Here is a 25,312-nt window from a genome sequence, read left to right as displayed (position 1 = left end):
TTTTGGCGAGGTTCACCTGTCACTGGGCCTACTTCTTGGGCTTTTTCATGCCAATCCGCCGACGCATGTCGGCGGTGATGCTTTGGCGGGTTTTCTTGAGTTCGGCCCAAGGCTCATGACCAACCTCCGCCAGACGCTCATGCACGTTGTGCACATTCCACAGATTCGCCCCCTTGAGCTCGGCCACCTCCTCGCGAAAGATCGGCACAGACACCGGTAACCCTTCCCGGGTCCGCGCGGCGTAGGCGCAGATGGTGGTGGCGCCCAAACCATTGCGCAGGTAATCGATGAAGATCCGCCCTACCCGGTTTTTCGGTCCGGACACCGCCGAAAACCGGTCCGGCAGCAACTTGGCCATGTGGCTGACAATCGCATGGCTGAAGTCCTTGACCTCGTCCCAGCCCAATTTACGCGTCAATGGCACCACCACATGGATGCCCTTGCCACCGCTGGTCTTGAGGAACGCCTTGAGCCCCAATTCATCGAGCACCGATAGCGTGAGCTGCGTCGCTTCGACCATGCTTTTCCAGGGCAGCGCAGGGTCCGGGTCAAGGTCGAGGACGAAGCGATCGGGCTTGTCCAGGTCAACGGAAGTCGCATTCCAGGTGTGCAGTTCGACCGTGCTCATCTGCACCGCGCCGATCAGCGCCTCGGCGTTGTTGATGATCATCACCGGCTGCCCGGTCAGCGCCTTGTCCAGGCTGGTGATGCCGGGAATCGCCAGGCGCTCGGCGTTTTTCTGGAAGAACAGCTCACCAGCGATACCTTCTGGCGCCCTGACCAAGGCCACCGGGCGATCCGCCAGTTCCGGCAGGATGAACTCGGCAACGCTGGCGTAGTATTCGGCCAGTTGCAACTTGGTGGTGCCACTGCTGGCATCAATGATTCGTTCCGGATGGGTGATGCGGACCTTGCCGTCCATGGCCGGTGTCTTGGCTTTTGCCTTGGACCCGCCCGTGCTTTTGCTCGGTGCCACGGCAGGCTCATCCTTGGCGCGGGTTTTCTTCGCTGCGGCGTTTTTTTTCACGGGTTTGGCAAGCTCCTGGGTGATGTCCCTGGCCGGCTTGTCGTTGCGCAAACCATGGAAGACCGCATGGCGCACCGAGCCTTCCTTGGTCATCTCGGCAAAGGCCACCTCGGCCAACAGCGTCGGTTCGAGCCAGTGCACGCCCTTGGCTTCGTAACCGGTGGGTGGGTTCACCACGGCGGCCTTTTTCGTCTCCAGCGGCAGCAATTGCTGGTAGATGCTGTTAAGGGTGGTTTCGTTGAACCCGGTGCCGACCTTGCCGGCGTAGCGCAACTGGCCGCTGTCGGCGTCATGCAGCCCCAGCAGCAAGGCTCCGAAGGCGCTGCGCGCGCCTTTGGGGTCGCTGAAGCCCACTACCACGAATTCCTGGCGATTCTTGCACTTGAGCTTGATCCAGTCGTTGCTGCGCCTGGACACATAGGCGCTGCCGACGCGCTTGCCGATCAGCCCTTCCATTTGCATCTGGCAGGCGCTGTTGAGCAGCGCCTCAGGGGTTTCCTCGAAGGCATCGGAAAACCGCAACAAGGGGCTTTTGTTGGGCTCCAGCACCGCGGCCAATGCGGCCCGGCGTTCTTGCACCGGTACTTTGCGCAAATCCATGCCGTTGAGGTAAGGCACGTCGAACAGGTAATAGGCGATCTTGCCGCTGCTGCCGACCTCGAAGGCGTTCTGCAAGGCCTGGAAGTCCGGAACGCCCTGGTCGTTGGCAACCACCATTTCACCGTCGAGCCAGGCCGATTCCAACCCCAACGCGGCCAAGGCCTCGGCCTGTTTTGGCAGTTTGTGAGTCCAATCATGACCATTGCGGGTGAGCAGCCTGACGTCGCCGCTTTCGATCCGCGCCATGACCCGGTAACCGTCGAACTTGATTTCGTAGAGCCATTCGCCGTCGGGCGCACTTTCCACCAGCGTCGCCAGTTCCGGCTTGAGGGTTTCCGGCAGCGGCCCGGCGACCGCGCCGCTGAGGGTGGTTTTCGAAGAACGTTTCGGCGATTTCGGCTGAGCGGCCTTTTCCGGTTGTTTCACCGCTTTGGTTGCAGCGGCCTTGCCCCGGCGCTTGGGCACGAGGGTGCGATCGCTGAGCACACTGTCCGGCTCGGCCTGGACCACGTCATATTCGCTTTCAGGGCGAGCCGCATGGTCCTGATGCTTGATCAGGAACCACTGTTCCTGTTTACCGGGCATGTGCGTGCGCACCAGGTTCCACAGGCCGCTGAGCTTTTCGCCTTGCAACTCGAACTTGAGCCGGCCTTTTTCATAGGCCTCATGGGGGTCGCCCTGGGGAATCCAGACGCCCCGGTCCCAGACGATGACGTCACCGGCGCCGTAATGGCCTTCGGGGATGCTGCCCTCAAACGTCGCGTAATCCAGCGGATGGTCTTCGACATGCACCGCCAGGCGCTTGGCTTTCGGGTCCAGGGAAGGTCCCTTGGGCACCGCCCAACTCTTGAGGGCGCCGTCCAGCTCCAGGCGGAAGTCATAATGCAAGCGCGAGGCGTCGTGCTTTTGAATGCAGAACTGCAACGCGTGGGCGGTTTTCGCCGATTTTCGTGAGCGCTTCGCCGCCGGCTCCGGGGTGGCGGCGAAGTCACGCATGCGGTTGTAGTCATCCAGGGTCTTGCTGCTCATGGACCACCTGCCACCTGTTGCAGCGCTGGAGAGGCGGCCGGCATGCCGGCGGTTTCCGCGAGCAGTTGATCAACCACGCGGTTCAAGGCCTGTTCGACAGAATCGCCCAGCAGCAGCCCCTGTTCGAAGACGACGATTTGCCGGTCGGCGCTAGTGCCTTCCTGCACCATGCGCCGTGCCTGCTTGAACACCTCCTGGACGCCCAGCTCGGCCGCGGTCTCCCCGAAGGTCTGCTCCGCCAGGGTCAGCCATTCACCGATCAGCATCGGCTGTTCCTGCCCCTCGACGATAAATTCCGCGAGAATCCCGTGGCGTTTGGCCCGCCAGCGGTTTTGCTTGAGGATCCACTGGGACATCTGGCTGTAGCGAGCGCCGGGCCGAGGTTGTGCCACGGCGTGGGCTACCATCAGGCGAAACAACGAGACGAGGCAAAGGACGTCTTCGACCCGCGGACAAGCATCGCAAATACGCATCTCCAGCGTGGGGTAACGTGAGGACGGTCGTATCACCCACCAGCAATCGCTGGGCTGGTGAATGGAACCAGTGCGCATGAGCATGTCGACGTAGCCGGCGAATGCCGACTCGTCTTCGAAGTATTCCGGCACGCCCATGCGTGGCCATTCATCGCAGGCCACTTGCCGGTAGCTGCTAAATCCACTGTAGCCACCGTTCCAGAACGGCGATGAAGCGCTCAGGGCCAGGAACATCGGCAACGAGGGCAGGATCTCATTCATGACCCGCACCCGATCCTGCGTGGCCGGGACTTCCACATGGACATGCAAGCCCGACAGCACGCTGCGCCGCGCTACCCGCTGGTAATCATCGAACAGTTGCTGGAAATGCAGCTCGTCGGTGGGTTGCAGCACCTGGGCCGCCCTCGGGTGTGAACCGGCGCTGAGCAGGCCCAGACCATACGGTGCCAGTCGCTGGTTCAGGCCCGTACGTACTTGGCTCAGGTAGTCGGCGGCCTCGGCCAGGCTGCGAAAGATGGGCGAGGCCATCTCGACCTGGCACTGGAACATTTCATGGGCGAAATGCTTGCCCAATTCGGCCTGGCACGCCGCAACCGCTTGCGCGGGTGGCTCGCCTGGCATGCAACGGGTTTGCAGATCGGTAATGAAATACTCCTCTTCAATGCCGAATTTCATGCGCCTGTTCATCGATAGTCCCTCCGATAACCCCGCCTATACCTGCTCCGATGCGGGTTACAACCAACGCCACCACGGCGATCCTTTCCACGTCCTGATAACCCGGCGTCAGCAATTCCTCACCGAACACGTCCGGGTCCAATTCCTTGTAGGTCCAGCCGAAGTCCGCTGAGTCACGCCACTGGCCCAGGGCCTCCAGGAACGGGTCGCGTCCATCTATCATCGCCACACCGGTGTAGAGCACCAGCGAGCCACCAGGCGTGAGCCGGGGCAAGGCCTGGTCGACGATGCGCAACGACAGCCCGGCACCCAGTACGCCGCCGCCATGGCGATAGGCGCGCTCGGATGGATCGGCCATGTACGGCGGGTTGGCGACGATCAGGTCGAAGTTGCCTGGCACGTCCTGCAGTACGTCGCTGCGGGCGACCTCGACATTGGCCACCTCGGCCAGCGCCGCATTCACGGCGCTCAGGCGCAGGGCTTGCGGATTGATGTCCACCGCCAGCACCTGAGCTTCACGCCGGGCGCGAGCGATCACGATCGCGCCAACGCCGGCGCCACAACCGATATCCACGGCACGATGCACCGCCGTGAAATTCTGTTGCAGATGAGTATGGATCAGTTGGGCGAAGCGGTAGCTGTCAGGGCCGAAAAACACCGCGTCGGTGGCCTGTGTCGGGAACTGCGAATGAGCGAACAGCAAGCCATCCAGGCTCGACCAGCGCACCCGGCTACGCAGCAAGCCGTCACACTCCTCCAGCACCTGGGCGTCTTGCAATTGCCGCTGTTCATCGGCGCTGATCAGCCCCGGCGCAAACGGCCGTGACCAGCCGAACACGTCCCGCAAAGTCTTGGAACGCTCGTTGCCGGGACGCTGGTTGACCCGTTCGTGGGTCAACGGGGTCGGGGTGATAAAGCGGTAGCCGTCGGCTTGCAGGCGTCGGCCCAATTGCAGCAGCGCAAGGTCCTGTTCGGACAAGCGTTCTTCTTCATTCATGCAGGGCTCCCTAGCGAAGAGCGGATTTGAGTTCAATGAACCGGCGAGTCGCCAACAGCCCGGCCGGATGGCTATGACACCGGGCGCAGAGCCAGGGCATCAGAATCTGCATCTGCTCATCGAGTGCCCGGCCTTGCAGGGACTGTTGCAGGCTTTGCACATCGGGATCATCAATCGACGTCGCCGGTTCGCAAGCCGCAACCGGACCGCGCCGGGCGCCGGACCTGGTGCTCTCGTCCAGCCAGTCACCAGCAATCCAGTCATGCAGCAGCTGTTTCTCGTAAGGGCTGAACACCCCGAACATGGCCGCCCCTGCCCCGTCGATCAGCGTCCAGAAACGGCTGTTCTGCGGGTCTTCATGGCGCTTGATCCAGCCTTTGTTCTGCATGGCCGCCAGGAACCCTTCCAACTGGCCCGGCGCCGAGAGCCATTGGTTGACGGTCTTGCCTTCGAACTTGCAGTAATCGGAATGCATGTGCTGGCCGAACGGGCGTTTGCGCTCGAGCATGTCCAGCATTTCGCGGTCCAGGTCGAACGAACCGATGATGTCCCGGCTGCCCAGCCCCAGGTCATTGAGGCGATAACCCAAAGTGACCCGGTGCCAGAAAGCTTCACGGTCGGCCTCCAATGGCAGTAGTTGCAGCAATGCTTGCACGGCCTTATGGGCGTGGCCGGTACTGGCGTTGTCGATGGTGACGTGAAGGGTGAAATAGTACGGATCAATGTCCAGTTCGCTCAGCTCATAGGCGCTGATCAACAGATGCAGGGGCAATTGTTCATAGCCCAGGTTGTAGCCGATGACCTCTGGCAGGTATTCGTCGCCGGCATAACCCAGGGCCAATTGCACGGTGCCTTGCAAATAAAGGTCGTCGTCGATGTCCGGGGCGTCGGACAGGTCGTATTCGGCGAGCAACTTGCGATAGATCACCACATGGTTTTGCGAGGGATGACCGTCCCCCAACTCTTCCAGGTAGGTGCACAGCAACCCTTCGAACCGATGGTCGTGCCAGTGTTTGAGCACGCCGTACAGCCAGGCGCCGTCGACCCGTTTGGTCGGGGCTACAGCCTGCAGAAAGTACAAGGCATGGGCCTTGCCGCTGAAGAACTCCCGTGGACCACCGCTTTTGCGTCGTTCCAGATAATCAGCGTATTGCCGGGCCACGCCGGCGCTGTGCCGCTCGACCCAGGCCTGCAGCGCCATGGGCTCATCGGGCATTTCCTGGGGGAGCGCCGCAGCCTTTGCAATGCATTCCTTCAGGAACGCCTGGGCGACGGCTTGCTTGTCAGCGTCATCGGGCCCTTGGAGCAGTCGCTCATAGCACTGGCGCACGTGCCCGTCGGGGCTGACAGGGTGCATGGTTGCCGGCTGGGATTGAAGGGGTGTCAGCGCAGTCATAAGGGCCTCTTGGGTTCTCGGCGGACGCTGAGTCAGAACGTCTCTTCTCTTGCAGAGCGCCAGGAGCGGCGAAAAATTCCGTTGGATTGAAAGGCAGGCGGATAAACGGAGCTGTGCAGTTTTGGTGGGAACCCTCGCTTCGCTCCGAGCCTCGAATGAGTGACAAGTGCGCCAAAACCAGAAAGTAGACACTTTGTGACGAGGGGATTTAGCGAAACGTCGCACCGCCCCGCTGGGTCGCGATATGGCCCCATGCAACTGGCTCCTCGGTGTTGCAGATTGATCGAGGGCTGCTACGCAGCCCAACGGGGATAAATCCCCTCGCCACACGGTTTGATGTTGGTCGCACATCTCTGCGTTGCGGCTGGCCGATCCGATACCCAAGGAGCAACGATGACGTTCACAGTATGGGTAGCGGTGCTTGGGGCCGTGTTGCTGACCCTGGCCCTGACCTCCTCCTACCTTCGCTGGATGCCGGTCACCACCTCGGCGATGTGCCTGGTGTTGGGCGTCGCCATCGGGCCGATGGGTTTGGGTGTGCTGAAGCTGGACATCAGCGACTCGTCGGTCTGGATGGAGCACCTCACGGAAGTCGCGGTGGTGTTTTCGCTGTTCGTCAGCGGCCTCAAGTTGCGCTTGCCCCTCAAGGATCGAACCTGGCGCGTAGCCTATGGGCTGGCCGGGCCGGTGATGATCCTGTGCATCGCTGGCCTGTGCCTGGCATTGCATTATCTGTTCGGTCTCGGTTGGGGCGTATCGATGCTGATCGGCGCGATGCTGGCGCCCACCGACCCGGTATTGGCGGCGTTGGTGCAGGTCAATGATGCAAGGGATGACGACCGGGTGCGTTTCGGGTTGTCGGGCGAAGCGGGGCTGAACGACGGCACGGCGTTTCCCTTTGTGATTCTCGGCCTGTTGATGCTGCACGAGGACGGCAGCGGTTTTCTCGGTGACTGGCTGTTGCGTAACGTTCTCTGGGCCGTGCCGGCCGGGCTGCTGGTCGGTTACTGGATGGGCCGCGGTATTGGCAAGCTGACCTTGTCGATGCGCATCAGGAATGCCGACAGTACGTTGTCACCCAATGATTACCTGGCCCTGGCACTGATTGCCCTCGCTTACGTCGTGGCCGAGTGGATCCAGGGCTACGGCTTTCTTTCCGTGTTCGCCGCCGGCCTGGGGCTGCGTCAGGCCGAGGTCAAATCCACCGATGAAGCGGCACCACCGGCGGAACACCTGGTGCAACCGGTGGTGGGCCACGAGACCGTCGATCCCCAACAGGCCGTCCTCGGCGATACCGAGTCGCTGGACGATAGTCAATTGGCCGCAGGGGTCATGATGAGCGACATGCTGGCGTTCGGCAGCCTGGTGGAGCGCTCGATGGAAGTGTTCCTGGTGACCTTGCTGGGGGTTGTCATGGCAACCCATTGGGATAGCCGTGCGCTGCTCATCAGCGCCCTGCTGTTCATCGTGATTCGCCCGCTGAGTGTACTGATCGTGCCCTGGCGGCGATTGCTGGACACGCCGCAACGATTGCTGATCGGCTGGTTTGGCATTCGTGGGATCGGCAGCCTGTTTTATCTGTTCTTCGCCTTGAACCATGAGCTGCAACCAGAAGTGGCGCAACTGTGCATAAACCTTACCCTGTCGGTGGTGGCCTTGAGCATTCTGGTCCATGGCGTCACGACCCAGCCCACCCTGGCCTGGTACGAGCGTCATAAAAAATCGAGCTGAGGCGAGTGGGCCTCAACTACCTGGATCGGTCAGTTGAATAAAGACCGAATACACCCCCAGCAGCACCCAGAACGTGGCGAAGATCCACGGTGTGCGCACCGAGAACAGCAACGATTTACGGTAGCCTTTGTGCGTCGATTCCCGCTCGTTGAACAGTGGCGATTCGTCGTAGGCCATGCCCATCAAGGGTTCGGCGCGCAATAGCTCGCTCTGTTTGAAATGCCAGTGATCGATGATCTCGTAGGCCGCTCGAATACCCGGCCAGGCATTGAGTGAGCTCAAGAATCCCAACAACGCCAGCAATGGCGGCACGATCAACGTGAACAGCTTGCCCCATTCCGGGTTCAGGTTGGCCATGCACGAGGCAAAGGCGATCACCAGGAAGGATTGGGCGGCCAGGTAGGCATCGGTCCGATTGGCCAGGATGCTGGTTTCGTACTGGATCTCCCGGCGATAGAAATCCAGTCGCTCCTTGGGCGAGCCGAACAGTTTGGCGTTGTGCTCCGTCAGTTCTTCATCCGGAGTCTGGCTGGTGAGGATTCTGGGCATCGTGTGGCTGTATCTCAGTGTCGATTCGGACTCATTAGAAGAACCCGGTGCGCGGCAAGTTCAAGCCAATGGACCGCAGGTGTATCGAAGTCCGAGGAAACGCTCTCCCACCGTCAAGGTCTCTAGGGTGTCAGGACAAGAGGAGGGTTATGTGGATTATCTTGGATGGGTGCAATGGCCGGCGATGGTCGTCACGGTGCTGGCTGCCTGGTTGATCGGCTCACGCCAACCCCGACGCAGGGTGGCGGGATTCAGTTGTTTTATTGCGAGCAACATTCTATGGGTGGTCTGGGGGCTGCATACGGATGCGTATGCATTGATCGTGTTGCAGTTTTGCCTGTGTGCGATGAATTTGCGTGGGTTCAGGAAGAACACCGAATAGGCATGGTCCCCTTTGTGGGCAGGCATACACCCCCTGTGGCGAGGGGATTTATCCCCGCTGGGCTGCGCAGCAGCCCCCTGGATCGCCTGATACACCGAGGCGTCGGTACGATGGGGGCCGCTTCGCGCCCCAGCGGGGATAAATCCCCTCGCCACAGGGGAGCCGCATTCAACCTGGGATCCGTATCTATTTCATCGTCTGCGCAATGATCTGCACCAGGTCAATTTGCTTGAATGGCTTGATCAACCGAGGCAAATTCGCGGCAAAACCTTCCAGGCGTTCGGCATAACCGGTAGCCAGGATGATGGGTAGGTTCGGTTGGCGATCGCGCAACAGTTTCGCCAACTGCGCACCGTCCATCTGCGGCATGGCCATGTCGGTGATCACCAGGTCGATATCCGGATTGCGCTCATGCAGTTCCAGTGCCTGGGCGCCCGATGACGCGCAAAGGACCCGATGCCCGAGGTCCTCGATCAGCAAGCGTGTGCTGGTGAGCACCAGGCTGTCATCGTCGACCACCAGCACCCTCAATTCGTCGACGGGTTGCGGCGTTTCCTGGACCGATACTTTGTCCGGTGCCGGGTTGTCAGCCACTGGTAGCCACAACTGCGCGGTAGTCCCGACACCTTTCTGGCTCCTGAGAATCAGGCGGCCTCCCAACTGTTCCGCCAGGCCATGCACCATGGATAACCCCAGGCCGGTTCCCTTGCCGACCCCTTTGGTGGTGAAGAACGGGTCCACGGCCGAGGCCAGCGTGGCCTCATCCATGCCCTCGCCCTCATCGGTCATCGTCAGGCAAATGTAGCGCCCCGGCGCCATTGGCTGGTCCGGGGCCGCATCAGAGCCTTGCCGCTCTTCGGCTGTAATCGTGATCTGGCCGCCATGGGGCATGGCGTCCCGGGCATTGGTCGCCAGGTTGAGAATCGCCAGCTCCAGTTGGTTGACATCGGCCAGCACCGGCGACAGCGCCTCGGCAAAACAGGTCCGGAGGTGTATCGACGGGCCCAGGGAGCTTTGCAGCAGGCCGCTGATGCCCTGCACCAAGGCCGACAGCTCGACCGATTCGTAGGTCAATTTCTGCCGGCGGGCAAATGCCAGCATCCGCTGGGTCAGGGAAACACCGCGCAGCGCGCCCTGGGTCGCGTTGTCCAGCAATTGAGCGAGTTTCGGATCGCCAGGCATGCGCTTGCGCACGATTTCCAGGTTGCCGAGGATGACCGTCAACAGGTTATTGAAATCATGGGCGATGCCGCCACTGAGCTGCCCGATGGCTTGCAGTTTCTGCGATTGGAACAGCGCCTCGCGGGCCTGCTCGAGGGCTTCCTGGGCCTTGGTGGCGTCGGTGATGTCGCGGGTGATCTTGGCGAATCCCAACAGTGTGCCGGTGTCGCTGCGAATCGCATCGATGACCACGTGGGCCATGAAGCGTGTGCCATCCTTGCGCATGCGCCAGCCCTTTTTCTCGAAACGCCCTTCGCTGGCGGCGATGCTCAGCGCGCGCTGTGGTTCACCGGCTTCACGATCCTCCGGGGTATAGAACATCGAGAAATGCTGGCCGATGGCTTCGATCGGCAGATACCCCTTGATCCGCTGCGCCCCCTGGTTCCAGTTGGTGACCTGGCCCTGCGGGTCGAGCATGTAGATGGCGTAATCGGTGACGCTTTGCACCAGCAGGCGGAACTGCTGCTCGCTTTGCTTGAGGGTTTCCTCGGCCATCTTGCGATCGGTCAGGTCGCGGGTGATCTTGGCGAAGCCGAGCAAGGTGCCGCTCTGGCTGTCGATGATCGGATCGATCACCACATGGGACCAGAACAACGTGCCGTCCTTGCGCACCCGCCAGCCCTCGCCTTCGAAGCGCCCCTCATGCACGGCCGTGTCCAGCGCCCGTTGCGGCAGGCCGGCGGCGCGGTCCTGGTCGGTGTAGAAACGGGAGAAGTGCTGGCCCAGGATTTCGGATTCCTCGTAGCCCTTGAATCGCCTGGCGCCGGAGTTCCAGCTGGTGATGATGCCCGAGGGGTCGGTCATGTAGATGGCGTAGTCGACCACAGCGTCGATGAGCAGGCGAAAGCGCTGCTCTTCGTTCATGAGTGAGGTCTTGGAGTCTTTCTCAAGCATCTGGCCGAGGCGTCCATGTGGATTTTTTGCGGAGTATGGAGCAAGTCGGGCGCCAGGAAAAATCGTCAAACCTGGTTCCCACCGGGAGATTTGTGCACCTCTTGAGTAACTGACCACCAACGCGGCAACAAGTGCTGCACCCTCGCCTCGCCAAACCGATCATCTATCAGCAGCACCACTCCGCGATCCTGCTGGGTACGGATGACGCGGCCAGCCGCCTGTACGACTTTTTGCAGGCCGGGGTACAGGTAGGTGTAGTCGTAGCCGTCGCCGAAGATCGCCGCCATGCGTTGTTTCATCTGCTCATTGACCGGGTTGAACTGCGCGAGCCCCAAGGTGGCGATGAAGGCGCCGATCAGGCGTGAGCCCGGCAAATCGATGCCCTCGCCGAACGCGCCGCCCAACACGGCAAAACCGATACCTTGGCTGTGCTCCATGAAGCGCTCGATAAACGCCTGCCGAGGGGCTTCGCCCATGCCCCGCGATTGCGTCCAGAGTTCAATCTGTGGGTACCGTTCGGCAAACAGCCCGGCCACTTGCTGCAAGTAATCGAAGCTGCTGAAAAAGGCCAGGTAGTTGCCTGGCCGCTCGCGGAACTGGCGAGCCATCAACTCGACAATCGGCTCCAGGGACGCCTGGCGGTGGGCAAAACGGGTGGAGATGCGGCTGACAACCTGCACGTCCAGCTGTTCGGCCTTGAATGGTGATTCGACATCGATCCATACCGTGTCGCCCGGCGTCCCCAACAAGTCCGCATAGTAGTGTCGAGGGCTCAGGGTCGCGGAAAACAGCACCGTGCTACGGGCGGCCGTCAGCCTGGGGGCCAGGAATGCAGCCGGCACCACATTGCGCAGGCACAGAGTGGACAGGCTGCGCTGGCGACCGAGTTCGCGCTTGTGGATGTCGAACACAAAGTGCTCGTCGAAGGATTCCGCCACTCGGCCAAACTGCAAGGCATCGAAGTAAAACGCCTGTAAACCGCTGTCCAGGCCCTGGGGATGATCGTTGAGGTAATCGCCGATGGCCGTGGTACAGCTAGCCAGGGCCTGGAGCAGTTTTTCCGGCAGCTTTTCATAGGCCTGATAGGCCGCCATCTGGGGCGCGTGCAAGGCGTTCCACTGGCGATTGACCCGCTCCAGGGATTTCTTCAGTGGTTCAGGGGCGGTTTTTCGCACGCTGGTTAGCGCGGCCTGGTCGAGGGTCGCGCTGTACATCTGCCGTCCGCGCTCCACCAGGTTGTGGGCTTCATCCACCAGGGTCGCGACGGTCCAGCCATTGGCCTGGGCCAGGCCGAAGAGCAAGGCATTGAAATCGAAGTAATAGTTGTAGTCGGCTACCACCACATCGGCCCAACGGGCCATTTCCTGGCTTAGGTAATACGGGCAGACCTCATGGGCCAGCGCAATTTCGCGCAACGCCGTCTGGTCGAGCAACGTGACCTGGCTCGCTGCCGCCCGGGCGCCCGGCAAGCGGTCGTAAAAACCGCGGGCCAGCGGGCAGGATTCGCCATGGCAGGCCTTGTCCGGGTGTTCGCAGGCCTTGTCCCGGGCGATTATTTCCAGCACCCGTAACGGCATTGACGGTGCGCTGTGGGTAAGCACTCGTGCCGCATCCAGGGCCAGCTTGCGCCCTGGGGTCTTCGCCGTTAGGAAGTACACCTTGTCCAGTCGCTGCGGCGCCAGGGCCTTGAGCAACGGAAACAAGGTGCCGATGGTCTTGCCAATGCCAGTGGGTGCCTGGGCCATCAGGCAGCGACCGGTGCTGACCGCCTTGAACACCGACTCGGCCAAGTGCCGTTGCCCGGGCCTGAAACCGGCATGCGGAAACACCAGCGACTGCGCGCCAAGGTTGCGTGCCTGTCGATGGGCCATTTCCTGTTCGGCCCAGGCCAGGAACAACGCGCATTGCGCTTCGAAAAAGGCTTGCAGCTCCGTCGCCTCGAAGGGTTGCGTGATGCAGGTTTCCTTTTCGCTGACGATGTCGAAGTACACCAGCGCCACGTCGATGTGCGACAACTGCAGCTTCTGGCACATCAGCCAGCCATAGATTTTCGCCTGTGCCCAATGCAGCTGGCGATGATTGGCGGGCTGCTTGGCCAGGTCGCCCCGGTAGGTCTTCACTTCTTCAAGGCACTGGCGATCCGGGTCATAGCCGTCGGCCCGGCCTTTGACTTTCAGTGCCTGGTAGTGACCTTCGAGGACCACCTCAGACTGATAGCCTTCGCTGCGCCGCGAGGCCACGGTGCGATGGCCGGCGATACCTTCCAAGGCCGTGGGCGACGGTGTGAAGCGCAGGTCGAGGTCACCCACCTTGGCAGTGAACTCACAAAGCGCCCGCACGGCGATGCTGTAGCCTGGCAGCAGATTCATGTGTGCCCATCGCGAGCAAGCTCGCTTCCACAAGGGACCGACTGCCCCAGATCACCTGTGGGAGCAAGCTCGCTCGCAATGGGGGACTCCACCCACTGCACATAACAAACAGCGACGGGCATCTGGTGCTCGTGACAGAACTCCAGCCAGCGCAGCTGGTTGTCTTGCAGGCGATCGCCGGGGCCTTTGACTTCGATCATGCGGTAGGTCTTGTCCTGCGGCCAGAACTGGATCAGGTCCGGCATGCCGGCGCGGTTGGCCTTGATGTCCAGCAGCAAACGGTGGAACCAGTGCTTGAGATGCTCCGCCGGCAGGCAATCGAGGGCCTGTTCCAGCAAGGACTCGGACAACGCGCCCCAGAACACGAAAGGTGACTGCACACCCCACTTTTGCGCGTAGCGACGGACGATGGTCTGTCGATAGCGGCCATCGTCCAACTCTGCCAGGCAAGTTGCGAACAGCTCGGCGCGACGGGCGTGGAAATCTTCGTTGAGCAGGTCGACCGGCCCGCGCTGGAACGGGTGGAAAAACGCTCCCGGCAGCGGCGCGAAGATCGCCGGCCAACACAACAGGCCGAACAGCGAATTGATCAGGCTGTTCTCGACGTAATGCACCGGCGCGGCTTCGTCGTGCAGATGGGCCTGGACGTGGTACTCCACCGATAAGGCCGGATCGACGCGAGGCAGGTGCAGCTCCAGGCGATCTTCTTCCCGGGTCATGCCCCGTGGCACCGGTGGCCCACCCAACTTGCGCCGCAGACGGGGCAGGATCCGCAGCAAGGCCTGGGTTTCGGCGGCACTTTGCGGTGCCTGCGCCGCCGCCTCGCCCAGTTCAAGAGCCAGGGTGTACTCACCCACGCGCTCCAGCACCCGGACCATCCGCAGCCGCGCGCCGGGGTAGGTGCAATCGCGATAGATGCCCAAGGCCAAGGCAAAATCGCCGATGCGTTCGCCATGCTGGCCGATCTGGAACAACAACTTGCCCCGGCGTCGCTCCAGCCATGGATTGTCCAGGGACAGTTGGTTGACCTGGGCGACAATTTCTTCCAGGGGGTCGCCGGCTTCGAAGCGCTGCTGGCAGTCGTGCAGGAACACGCAGGCATCGACGTCTTCGCGACTGCGCAAGCCCCGTGACTCGGCGCTGAACTCGACGGTTTCGTAGGTGAAAATGCCCAGGTCCGCCAGGACGAATTCCGACCAGTCCTGGTAAAGATTGCCGAAAAACATCAACCGCAGCCTGTCGCACAGATGCATGATCGTCAAGCTGTACAGCCGATCGTCAAGCTGCGGGCACCAGGCCCGGAACGGCTGGGGTTGACTGAGGTGTTCGTCCAGGGCCTGGAGCCATTCGGTCTTTTTCGCCTTGGGGTGTTCGATCAAGTGGCCCAGGCACAGGAGGATTTCCGGCTTGAGCAGCACCTCGAACAGCTCGACGAGCCCGATGGGAGCCTGTTCCTTGACCCAACCCAACGCCAGCAACGGCGCGACGGCTACGCCTATGTCGCCGATTTCCGGGTAATTCAGCTTGCTATGGCGAAACCGCAGTCCCTTGCGCATCACCATCCGCACCAGCAAGCCCTGGGAGCCACGCGGCAGCGCTACGAAGTGGTCGATGAAGCGTTGTTCTTCGGGGCTGAGCACATCGGCATACCGCTGGGTCAACCAAGCGAGTACCTGCTGGAAGTTGTTCAGGTAATAAAACGGATCGTCGAGAGCACGGGCTGCCACGGAAAAGAAACGCCAAGAGTTTTGGGGTACTGGTTATGCATACAGATAACAGCTGTAAACCACTCAGGCAACCGCAAAAGATGAACGGTCTCCTATATTTAAGGTGAAATCCTTCAGCCAGCGATGAACTTTCCTACGGCAAGCGAGACCAATGGCGGTTGACTAACGTGATGGCGCGGTCGAATCAGCTGATCCGTGTCCTTTTGATTGAGAGGTTATGGTTATGAACATCAGGTTTCTGGGCCTGCCCCTGGTCGTCGTGGCATTTCTGGCTCTGTCTGGCTGCGCCTCGCCAACCGTGGTGACTTTGCAGAACGGTACTCAGTATTTGACCAAGGACACCCCCAATACCCGCACCGCTGATGGTTTCTACGAGTTCGAGGATATTTCCGGCAAGAAAGTCCGGGTCCGCGCCGATGATGTGGCTACCATTCGCAAGGAAGACTGAGTTCGACAGCTACACCGTCATCGCGAGCAGGCTCGCTCCCACATTTGCTCTCCGGTGTTCACAGAATCCTGTATTCACCATCATCCCTGTGGGAGCGGGCTTGCTCGCGAAAGCGGTGGGTCAGCTTGCACTGATGTTGAATGTCCAGGCCCCTTCGCGAGCAAGCCCGCTCCCACAGGGTGTGGTGGTGAACACCAATACTTCATCCACCCGAGATCCCCTGTGGGAGCGAACCTGCTCGCAATAGCACTATCAAGCGAACACGATCCCGTCGCCGCCAACCTGACCGATACCAACGCCCACCAGCGTCACGGAACTGTCGCCGACCTTAAGCAGCGTGTCGCTGCCCACTTGTGCCAGGTACTGGCTGTAGTCATGCCCCGCCCCGGCGCCTGGTACGCCGAGGAACACCAGCTTGTCCCCGGCCTCATAACCGCTGATCCGGTCCTGGCCGAATGCACCGTTGAAAAGGAAGGTGTCACTGCCGCCTCCCGCGTGCATCTGGTCATTGCCCGCACCGCCGACGAAGGTGTCGTTACCGGCGCCGCCCACCAACACATCGTCACCGTCCTGGCCGAACAGCCAGTCCCCCTTCGCTCCCGCCACCAAGGTGTCGTTGGCCGCGCTGCCCTTGACCGAAGACGCATAGGCGGTCAGGTTGGCGCCAGCCACCAGGCCATTGGCGGTGACGCTGTGGCTCACTTCATCCTTGAGCAGCCCCCAGAACAACCCGGACTCCTTACTGACCAACGTGCCAATGTCGCGGGTGATGCTGATCGCGCCATGGACATCGCGCACATACAGCGTCCCGGCCCCGTCATGGGCGAAACTGAAATCCTTCACCGACTGCTGCAGTTGCAAGGTATTGCTGCCCTGCCCGCCCAGTATCACGTTGTAGCCACCGCCATCGCGAAAGGTGTCATTGCCTGCTCGCCCCTCCAGGTAGTCACTGGCCTGGCCGCCCTGGATCAGGTCATTGCTGTCGCTGCCGATGATAAACGTGCTGCCGGTGTGGGTTTCCGCGTTGCGGTTGAGGTCCTGCACCCAGGTATTGGCCCGCGCGGGGTCTGACAGGTTGGCGACGATGACGGTGGAGTCTTTTTCAGTGAGGTCGTAGAACGCCGAAGTCATGATCCGACCCATGCCATCGCCGTAGCCGGTGGGCAGGTGGGAAATCCAGGTGGGGATGTTGAGGATGGAAAATGGCAGTACGTTCCAGGCCGCTGAAGCGTAGTGGTCGTTGAAGCTGACGATATTGTTGGTGGCCGATTCCTGCTGCCCGTCGTGCACGCCCACCGACGTGAGGTTGAAGGTCGAACCGTCCAGGGCGCGAAACACCGGGTCGTTCTCGTAACCGATGTTCAAGACCTTGTCGGTACTGCTCTGGGTCGGCGAGGCGTAGGCGATGTAGTTGGCACCGGAATAGAACCCTGACCATTTGCTGGTGCTCAAGTCCGCCAGGCTGTTGACCGCCAGCCCACCCAGGCTATGGCCGCTGACCAGCACGTCCTTGCCTGTCAGGCCGTGGGCCTGGGCAAACTTCGCGACGTCCCCGAGCAGGTTGCCAAAAGCTTCGCCGACGTAGTTTTTCGCATAGTCCTTGGGCCCCAGGGCGGCCATCAGGTCGTTGATCACATCGCCAATGGAGTCGCCAATCAGGTTCTCCCGAGGGCCGCTGGTGCCGCGAAACGACACGCCGATTTCCTGCAGGTGCCCCTCGGCGTCGTACTTGCCAAGGATCTCTACCTGCGCGGTGGTGTAGCCGGCCTTTTCACCGAAAAACGTCCCGCGGCCATCGACCTTACCGGCGTAACCCAGTTGCGTGGCGCTGATGGGCGTCCAGCCGGCCTTCTGCACCGCCTCCAAGGCGAGTTTCTCCGAGTCGGGATTCCACGGCACACCGGGAATCACCCCTTGGGAATCGGTGCCTCCCAGCAACGCGGTGACCAGGGTCGCCGGCAGGCCGGCACCGAAGCCGTTGTGCTGGTAACCGGCGGCAAAGCCGTTGTCGAGGTTGTGGTAGGAATACAGCATGATGGCCATTGCGTCGCTGACCAGTGCCTTGGATTCGGTGGTGCCGAGGTTCTTGTAGTCGTAGATACCCATGGTTGTCGCTCTCTTTTGTTGTTGGAATGCTGGGAACCGGGTGTTGTGGTCAGAACTGCCAGTCCAGCGTCAGGCCCACGCCATGGGTTTTATCCCGGGAGCCGAGCACGCCGTTGTAATCCAGGTTGACCCGCACATCCTTGGCGACCGCGAGCCCCGCGCGGGCGCCGATCACGGCGGCGTTGCGGTCCATGGACACGCTTTGCACCGCAAAGGTGTTGCTGCTGCCGGCAAATGCCAGGTCCTGTTCGGAATGGGTACTGCTGAGGTTGTGCTGCCAGCCGAGGGAACCGGACAGTTGCAGTCGCTGTTGATCCGACAGCGTCAAGGTGTGGCTGGCCCGCACGCCCAGGGTCGAAAGCAGCGCATCGCGACGGTCGTCTCCACCGTGCAGGGCGGCGTTGTCGCCTTTCTCATGGAAGCTGTCGCTGTCCAGGTGTACATAGGCCAGGTTGGCGAACGGTTCCAGGGCCAGCGGTTGCAAGTCCAGGCGATACGCCGCTTCGGTGAAGAGCTGGGTGGTCCGGGCATCGCGCTTGGTTTTCTCCCGGCCACTGACGTCGCCCCATTGCAGGTCACGCTTGACGTCGATGCGATGCCAGCTGTGGGCGCCGCCGACGGTCAGGCGCAGCGCATCGATTTCATGCCCCAGGTAGGCCCCCAGGTGATAGCTGTCGGCCTTGGCCGAGGAATGGGTGCCATCGCCCATGCTCAGCGAACTGTCGCTGTAGCCGGTGACGAAGCCCAGTCGCGTCTGATCGCTGATCAGGCCATCGACACCGGCCAGCAGCCCGCCGATGGAGCTGGTCGTACTGGCTTGGTCATGTCCACCGTCGCTCTTGCCCCAAGCGCCCAGCACCTTGAACCAGGCATTGCTGCTGGCATCGGTCGGCGTACCGGCGTCGTACAGTGCGTCCTGGCGCAGGCGATCACCCACGGCGTCGCGCAATTGACGGCTGTCGTTGATCAGCAGCGTGCCGATGGCCGGATGGATTTCCCCAGACAGTTGCTGGAATGCCTGTTGCGCCACGGCGGCGCTGGGTGACAGCAACAAGGCTTCATACAGCCCGTTGCCGGCGCCCAATTGCTCGGCGGCGCTGGCCACGGCACGTTGGTTGGGCGTCAGGCCGAGGCTGGCAAATGACGCGTCATTACGCTCGACCGCCAGCTGAATGCCACTGGCGCTGTACGCCAGGTCGCCCCCCAGAAACGCGTAGTTGGGCAAGACTTCAGCGAAGCGCCCGTCAATGCCCCCGGCGGCCTGCAGGATATTGAACTGCCTGCCCAGCAGGCTTTTCACCTCGCCGGCCGTGAGTAGCGTCGGACTGTTTTCCAAGGACAACGACACCGTCGCCCCGTCAATGGACGCCTTGCCGTCGGCCACGATCAGGTCACTGGAGGTGGGCGAGACTTCCACCGCGTAGTTCGAACCGGGTTGGAAGGTCACATCGCCGGCCACTTGCAACGTGCCGATGGAGTTACCGGGCGCCACGCTGCCACCGCTATTGGCGCTCAGGCTGGCGATGCGCCCGTTGCCGCCGAGGATACCGCCGTCGTTGACCGTCACGGCCGACGCCAGCGAGCCATTGATTGCCAGTCGTCCTTGATTGACCACGGTCGGCCCGCTGTAGGTGTTTGCGCCGGTGAGCACCAGGGTGCCGATGCCCTCCTTGGTCAGCCCGCCGTGACCGGCGATGTCGTTGCGCCAAACGTCCAGGCCACATTGGATACCGCTGCACACCCGCTCCGTGGGTTTGCCGGCATCGATGATCGCGCCGATGCCCGGCAGGTCCGCCACGAACTGACCGGAGCCGTAGGCGCCATCGATGCGAAATTCCTCGGGAATGTCCTGCGCGGTCACCAGCATCGATGGGCCGTCGATGGCCTTGCCCAGGTTGATCATGCCCCAGCCATACAACGAATCGACGCCCGGCGCGCCCATGTCGGTGGCGGTGGTGCGCAGCACGCTGGCGACCTGGGCGCCTGTCATGTACGGAAAGCGCTCCATCAACACCGCCACGCTGCCGGCGACGTGGGGCGCGGCCATGGAGGTGCCGCTCTTGTTGGCGTAGCCCACGGTCAGGTCGTCGGCACTGGTGCCGCCGATCACCGCGCTGTAGACCCGGGTACCCGGCGCCGACACGCAGAAACTGGCGGTGTAGCCGCAGCGCGAGGAAAAGGTACTGATGGTGTACGGATCGGGGCTGACGGTGTTCGGGTTGACCTGCAGCGCCGCCACGGTGAGCCAGTTCGGCGCGATGTCCGGGACGAAATACGCCAGGCCTGCGATGGCATCAGGGTTATTGAGGTTGTAGTCATTGCCGGCGGCGAAGATCGTGACGATACCGCTGCGGGCCGCGGCGATGGCGCCCTCATAGGCACCGCCAGGCTTGGTACCCAGCAACGGCTTGATCTGGTCGAATTGCAGTTGCGCGTCCTGCACGGTGAAATGCGGGAATGCAGGATCGCGGCCGCCCTGGTCGAAGCGGTCAGTGATGCCGATGCCCCAACTGTTGTTGATGATGCGGGCGCCGCTGGCGATCAACGCATCCCAGCCTGCCTTGTACACCGCACCATCGTTGCCACGGATGATGCCATCCTCGGGGCCCGGATCGCCGTTGTCGGCGCTGATGATCTGCGCATCGAACGCCACGCCGTGCATTGGGCTGCCATCGCGGCTGCCGGCGGCGATCCCGCCGACGTGGGTGCCATGGGAGCCCAGCTTGCCGTCGGAGCCAACGGTGGGCGAACCGTCGTAGCGGAATGGATCACCCGCCTTTACCGGGATATACGGATCGGTGTACTCGCGGATGCCACTGGTGACCAGGGTCACCACTTTGCCAGTGCCGGAGAACTCCGGATGAGCTGCGTAGACCGGCTGGTCGAAGATCCCCAGCTTGACGCCCTTGCCGGTGTACCCGGCGGCGTAGGCCTGCTGCGCGTTGATCGCCCCAAGCCCCCATTCGGCGTTGAATTCGCTGCTGCGCCAACTGTCCGGGTTACCCGCCCTGCCGTTCTCGACATAAGGCGCCGCCTGAGCCGTGCCCAAGGTCGCCAGTGCGCAGAGCATGGCGTGGTTGAGGGTCTTGAGCAGAAATACGCGCCCCATCTGCCTAGGCTGTTTTTTGTTATCGATTTTCATCACGAACCATCCTTAGTAGCGCTTTTTGAATTGCTGCAAACATCTACCGGTCAGTCATTGAGTACCTGCCCGGGATACAAACGCCTCATCCACCTTCGCCAGGTCCTGCGGGCCGAGGGTGCCGGCGTAGTAATGCAACTTGGTCCAGGCCATGAGGTAGTCGTAGCGGGCCTGGGCCAGGTCGCGGCGGGTGGTGTAGAGCTGTTGCTCGGCATTGAGCGCATCGAGGTTGACCCGCTCGCCACCCAGAATGCTTTGCCGGGTGGATATCACCAGCGCTTCGGCGGAACTCAGGGCCTTCTGGTAGGCGCGCAGCTTGTTCACACCCGAGACGCAGGCGCTGAACTGACGGCGCAGTTCGATCAGCGTCTCACGGGTCTTGGCATCCAGCTCGTACTCGGCCTGCTCCATGTTGCGGCTGGCCTGGCGGGTCGACGCCGAGACCCCGCCGCCGGCGTACAGCGGCACGCTGACTTCCAGGCCGATGGTGTTGGTGTCGTAACGCTGGTTGTAGGTGTTGCCACTTTCCGACTCGTTCTGGCGCATCGTCGCGTAGGCACTGACTTTGGGCAGGTGGCCGGCGCGATTGCGCTCGACCTCGAAACGCGCCACGTCCACCGCTTGGCGCTGGGACGCCAGGTTGGGGTTATTGCTCACCGCCAATTCATGCCAGGTATCGAAACTGGCCGGCTGCAAGGCAAAGGTCTGGAACGTGTCGTGCAAAGGGGCCAGGTCGCCGATATCCAGGGCCGGGACGCCAATCAGCGAGCCCAGCTCGCGCAAGGCGGCGTCTTGCTCATCGCGCGCCTCGATCTCTTCGGCGATTGCCAGTTCATAGCGCGCCTGCGCCTCGAGGATGTCGGTACGCGTGCCTTCGCCCTGGCGAAACAGATGCTCGTTCTGATGGAATTGCTGCTCGAAGGCTTTTTTCTTGGCCTGGGCAATGTCGATCTGGTCCTGGGCGAACAGTGCCTGGGTGTAATGGCTCAGCACCCGCACCAGCAGTTCCTGGCTCTTGCCCCGAAAACTTTCGTCGGCGAACAACGCTTGGGCCACGCCCTTTCGGTAGGCGGCGTACGCCTCGTAGTCCAGCAGGGGTTGTTGCAGTGTCAGGCTGGAGCCGTAGCTGCTGTAGTTGCGATCGTCATGCTGGCTGGCGCCACGGTCGTTGAGATAAGTGACCTTGGATTGGTTACGGCCCTTGTTGTAGCTGTAGCCCAAGTGCGGCAACAGCCCGGCGCGGCCAATGGCGCGGTTCTCCAGGCCCGCATCGCGCTCCTTGATCGCGCCCAGGTAGACCGGGTCATTGCGCAGCGCCTGCTCATAGAACTCGAAGGGCCCCATGGCCCAGGCGGTGTTGCACGCACAAACGGCCAGCACGGCCACCCAATAGAAACGCTTCATACCGCCGGACATCCTTATTCTTCGGTCAACGCAGAGCCGGCTCGGTCGAGCAGCGGTTTGAACAGGTAGTTGAGCAACGAGCGCTCGCCCGTGCGCACGAACATCTCGGCCGGCATGCCGGGCTTGATCACCAGGCCGTTGAGCTTGTCCATCGCCACGTCGCTGACGCTGCTGCGCAGCACGTAATACGGCGCGCCGGTCTTCTCATCGAGCATCTGGTCGGCGGACACCAGGCTGACTTCCCCTGGCACCCTTGGCGTACGGTTCTGGTTGAAGGCGGTAAACAGAATGTCCACCGGCAAATGCGGGCCGACCTTGTCGATCAGGTGAACCGGCAGGTGCCCTTCCACCTCCAGCCGCGTGCCCTGGGGCACGATTTCCAGCAGGGTGTCGCCCTGGCGCACCACCGCGCCTTCGGTGTGCACCCCCAGGTTCACGGCAATGCCGTCGGCAGTGGCGAGGATTTCGCTGTGTTGCAACTCGAACCCGGCGGATTTGAGTTGCTGTTGCAGGGTTTCGCTCTTGAGCTGGGCGTCGGCCAACTGGCTGCGCACCTCTTTCTGGTATTCCTCGTTATGTTGCTGCAACTTCAGGCGCGACTCGACGATCCCCTGCTCCACACGCCCGCTTTCGCCGCTGTTCTGCGCCAGTTCCTGCTGTACTTGCGACAGTTGGCGTTGATAGTCCAGCAGCCGGTTGCGCGGGATGTAGCCGTTGTCCGCCAAGGGCTGCAGGTTGCCCAGTTGCAGGCGCAGGGATTGAGCCTGGGCGGTCAAGTCGCTGCGGGCCCGGCGCATGCCCGCCAACTGCGCCGTAGCCCCTTCGATATTGGCGCGCAACGCTGCCTGCTCCCGGGCGAAGGCTTCGCGGCGGCTGCTGAACAGTTGGCGCTGGCCTTCGAGCACCAGGGCCAGGCCTGGATCGGGATCGCGGCTCAACTCAGCCGGGAAACTCACCTGCAACAGGTTGTCCCGCTCGCTTTGCCAGCGTGCCAGGCTGGCCCAGGTCATCCGGTACTGCGCCTGCAGCGATTGCACATCGGCGGCAGCCTGGGTCTGGTCCAGGCGAAACAGCGGCTGGCCCTGCTTCACCGCCTCGCCTTCACGCACCAGGATCCGGCTGACCACGCCGCTGCTCATCGATTGCACTGCCTTGCGCTTGCCTGAAACCACTACGGTGCCTTGCACGGGGATGCCCTGGTCCAGCGGTGCCAGGCTGGCCCATGTGAAAAAACTACCCGCGCCAATCAGCGCCAAGGCCCAACCCAGGCGGGTAAAAAAACCGGCGTCGCGCTCCGGGCGCACGAAGTCGTGAGACTGTTCCAGATTCATGTCGCGATCCTTGCTCATACGCCACCGGGTTTACTGGCGGCCTGGTACTGACGGCTCATGCTCAGTCCGTTGGGGGCTGCCTGGGGTTTGTCCCGTTGGGATTCCGACTGCCCGGACAAAGCCCGCAATACTTCCTGGCTTGGCCCGAAGGCCTGGAGCCGGCCTTCGTTGAGCACCAGCAGCTTGTCAGCCTGGGCCAGTGCCGAGGAGCGATGGGTGACCAGCACGACGCTGGTGCCCTGGGCTTTCATCTGGGCGATGCCGCTGGCCAGCGCCGCTTCGCCGACCGTATCGAGGTTGGAGTTGGGCTCGTCGAGTACCACCAGGCTGGGCCGGTCATACATCGCCCGGGCCAGCGCAACCCGTTGTTTCTGCCCGCCCGACAAACCACCGCCGTCCTCCCCCAGCACCGTGTCGTAGCCCTGGGGCAGGCGCAGGATCAGTTCATGGACACCGGCCTGTTGCGCGGCGGCGACGATTTTTTGCGGGTCGGCTTGGCGAAACCGGGCGATGTTCTCGGCGATGCTGCCGCTGAACAGCTCGATGTCCTGGGGCAGATAGCCGATGTGCGGGCCGAGTTGGTCACGATTCCAGCGATGAATGTCGGCCCCGTCGAGGCGTACCGTACCCGCCAGGGTCGGCCACACACCCACCAGTACCCGGGCCAGGGTGGACTTGCCGGAACCGGACGCCCCCAGCACACCCAGCACTTCCCCCGCGGCCAGGCTGAAGCTGACCTGTTGCAGTGTCGCGTTGCGTTGTCCTGGCGGCCCGGCACTGACGTGTTCGAAACTCACCTGGCCCTTGGGCGATGGCAGCGTCATGCCATCGTCCTGGGGCGCAAACGCCTGCAACAGCGCGTCGAGACGACGGTAAGCCAGCTTGGCGCCGCTCCACTGCTTCCACACGGCGATCAACTGGTCGATGGGGCTCAGTACCCGCCCCATCAGGATCGACCCGGCAATCATCATCCCGGCGGTCATGTCACCCTTGATCACCAACAGTGCGCCCAAGCCCAGCACCAGTGATTGCAGGCACAGGCGCAGGGTCTTGCTCAAGGAACTGATCACTGCGCCAGTATCGCTGGCCTGGTTCTGCAGGCCGAGAAACCGTGAATGCACGGCGAACCAGCGACCGCGCAGCGCCCCGAGCATGCCCATGGCCTGGATCGTCTCGGCGTTATGCAAGTGGCTGGTCGCCAGTTGGCTGGACTGTTGCGAGTAGACACTGGCTTGCCCCAGGGCTTTTTTGGTCATGGCTTCGTTCAAGCAGGCCAGGCCGATCAGCAGCAGCGTGCCAACGGAGGCGAACACGCCGAGCCAGACGTTGAACAGATAGATCACCAGCAGATAGATGGGAAACCACGGCGCGTCGAAGAAAGCGAACAGCGCCGGCCCAGTGAAGAATTGACGAATATGCGTGAGGTCGCCCAGGGATTGCCCGGCGTTGCCTTCACCTTGGCGCAGATTGCGCTCGAACGCGGCCTTGTACACCTGGAGATTGAGGCGTCTCTCCAACTGACTGCCAATGCGGATGACCACGAAGCTGCGGACCATTTCCAGCAGCCCGATGAACACGAAGAAGCCCACTACCATCAATGACAACATGGCCAGCGTGGTCTCGTTCTGCGATGACAACCCGCGATCATACACTTGGAGCATATAAATCGAAGGCGCAAGCATCAGGACGTTAATCAGCGCGGTAAAACAACCGACACTGATCAGAATGTTTTTATAATCACCCAGCGCTTTAAACAGCGGCACCGCGGCAGCGCTCCTTGCCCTATTCATGATCTTCCTTGCTGTTGGCTT

16 protein-coding genes are annotated in these 25,312 nt (G+C 62.0%); 3 read left to right on the top strand and 13 right to left on the bottom strand.

What is annotated here, in order from left to right; translation table 11 throughout:
* Nucleotides 1–28: 28 nt before the first annotated feature.
* The 4 genes from ligD to PBDP_RS15065 are packed head-to-tail and all read right to left on the bottom strand — an operon-like array spanning nt 29 to nt 6,197.
* Entirely contained in the window at nt 29–2,656 is a 2,628-nt protein-coding gene (gene ligD / locus PBDP_RS15080; RefSeq protein ID WP_212800849.1) for a DNA ligase D, read from the bottom strand.
* On the bottom strand, nt 2,653–3,816 hold the full coding sequence (locus PBDP_RS15075; RefSeq protein ID WP_212800848.1) for a carboxylate-amine ligase: 1,164 nt from the start codon (nt 3,814–3,816) through the stop codon (nt 2,653–2,655). Before PBDP_RS15075 ends, ligD begins: the two co-directional genes overlap by 4 nt.
* A complete protein-coding gene (locus PBDP_RS15070; protein ID WP_163858725.1) occupies nt 3,788–4,801 on the bottom strand; it encodes a methyltransferase in 1,014 nt (337 codons plus the stop codon). Before PBDP_RS15070 ends, PBDP_RS15075 begins: the two co-directional genes overlap by 29 nt.
* 10 nt (nt 4,802–4,811) lie before the next feature.
* Nucleotides 4,812–6,197: an iron-containing redox enzyme family protein gene (locus PBDP_RS15065; protein ID WP_212800847.1), complete on the bottom strand. Its 1,386-nt coding sequence runs from the start codon at nt 6,195–6,197 to the stop codon at nt 4,812–4,814.
* Nucleotides 6,198–6,590: 393 nt separating this feature from the next.
* Between PBDP_RS15065 and PBDP_RS15060 the strand changes: the two genes are divergently transcribed.
* Nucleotides 6,591–7,928 (top strand): cation:proton antiporter, encoded by a 1,338-nt coding sequence (locus PBDP_RS15060; protein WP_116832412.1) that lies wholly within the window; start codon nt 6,591–6,593, stop codon nt 7,926–7,928.
* Nucleotides 7,929–7,940: 12 nt separating this feature from the next.
* Here the strand turns inward: PBDP_RS15060 and PBDP_RS15055 are convergent, their stop codons facing one another.
* Entirely contained in the window at nt 7,941–8,477 is a 537-nt protein-coding gene (locus PBDP_RS15055) for a hypothetical protein (RefSeq protein ID WP_109754058.1), read from the bottom strand.
* Nucleotides 8,478–8,628: 151 nt separating this feature from the next.
* Here PBDP_RS15055 and PBDP_RS29930 point away from each other — a divergent pair, with 151 nt between their 5' ends.
* Nucleotides 8,629–8,859, top strand: coding sequence for a hypothetical protein (locus PBDP_RS29930; protein WP_109754057.1), 231 nt, complete (start codon nt 8,629–8,631; stop codon nt 8,857–8,859).
* A 186-nt stretch (nt 8,860–9,045) separates the two neighbouring features.
* Here the strand turns inward: PBDP_RS29930 and PBDP_RS15050 are convergent, their stop codons facing one another.
* The 3 genes from PBDP_RS15050 to PBDP_RS15040 form a co-directional block, all read right to left on the bottom strand.
* Nucleotides 9,046–10,974, bottom strand: a complete 1,929-nt coding sequence (locus PBDP_RS15050; protein ID WP_212800846.1) for a hybrid sensor histidine kinase/response regulator — start codon at nt 10,972–10,974, stop codon at nt 9,046–9,048.
* Between the two features lie 65 nt (nt 10,975–11,039).
* Complete coding sequence (locus tag PBDP_RS15045; protein ID WP_212800845.1) at nt 11,040–13,343, bottom strand: ATP-dependent DNA helicase; 2,304 nt, start codon at nt 13,341–13,343, stop codon at nt 11,040–11,042.
* Nucleotides 13,340–15,070 carry a VRR-NUC domain-containing protein gene (locus PBDP_RS15040; protein WP_212800844.1) on the bottom strand — a complete coding sequence of 577 codons (1,731 nt, stop codon included), beginning with the start codon at nt 15,068–15,070 and terminating at the stop codon, nt 13,340–13,342. The genes PBDP_RS15045 and PBDP_RS15040 overlap by 4 nt, the downstream gene beginning before the upstream one ends.
* A 223-nt stretch (nt 15,071–15,293) precedes the next feature.
* Here PBDP_RS15040 and PBDP_RS15035 point away from each other — a divergent pair, with 223 nt between their 5' ends.
* The gene (locus PBDP_RS15035; RefSeq protein ID WP_109754053.1) at nt 15,294–15,518 is read left to right on the top strand and encodes a YgdI/YgdR family lipoprotein; all 225 of its coding nucleotides are present in this window, start codon (nt 15,294–15,296) and stop codon (nt 15,516–15,518) included.
* A 252-nt stretch (nt 15,519–15,770) separates the two neighbouring features.
* Here PBDP_RS15035 and PBDP_RS15030 read toward each other — a convergent pair whose 3' ends face one another.
* The 5 genes from PBDP_RS15030 to PBDP_RS15010 form a co-directional block, all read right to left on the bottom strand.
* Nucleotides 15,771–17,624 carry a polyurethane esterase gene (locus tag PBDP_RS15030; RefSeq protein WP_212800843.1) on the bottom strand — a complete coding sequence of 618 codons (1,854 nt, stop codon included), beginning with the start codon at nt 17,622–17,624 and terminating at the stop codon, nt 15,771–15,773.
* A gap of 49 nt (nt 17,625–17,673) precedes the next feature.
* Nucleotides 17,674–20,733 (bottom strand): autotransporter serine protease, encoded by a 3,060-nt coding sequence (locus tag PBDP_RS15025; protein ID WP_212802506.1) that lies wholly within the window; start codon nt 20,731–20,733, stop codon nt 17,674–17,676.
* Between the two features lie 87 nt (nt 20,734–20,820).
* Nucleotides 20,821–22,170 carry a TolC family outer membrane protein gene (locus PBDP_RS15020; protein ID WP_109754051.1) on the bottom strand — a complete coding sequence of 450 codons (1,350 nt, stop codon included), beginning with the start codon at nt 22,168–22,170 and terminating at the stop codon, nt 20,821–20,823.
* A gap of 14 nt (nt 22,171–22,184) precedes the next feature.
* The gene (locus PBDP_RS15015) at nt 22,185–23,519 is read right to left on the bottom strand and encodes an HlyD family type I secretion periplasmic adaptor subunit (protein ID WP_212800842.1); all 1,335 of its coding nucleotides are present in this window, start codon (nt 23,517–23,519) and stop codon (nt 22,185–22,187) included.
* The gene (locus PBDP_RS15010; protein WP_212800841.1) at nt 23,516–25,291 is read right to left on the bottom strand and encodes a type I secretion system permease/ATPase; all 1,776 of its coding nucleotides are present in this window, start codon (nt 25,289–25,291) and stop codon (nt 23,516–23,518) included. Before PBDP_RS15010 ends, PBDP_RS15015 begins: the two co-directional genes overlap by 4 nt.
* Nucleotides 25,292–25,312: the final 21 nt, after the last annotated feature.

The organism is Pseudomonas sp. St290 (assembly GCF_018325805.1).
In the GTDB taxonomy this organism is placed as follows: Bacteria; Pseudomonadota; Gammaproteobacteria; order Pseudomonadales; family Pseudomonadaceae; genus Aquipseudomonas; species Aquipseudomonas bijieensis.
This window is presented reverse-complemented; position numbering and strand designations above follow the sequence as displayed.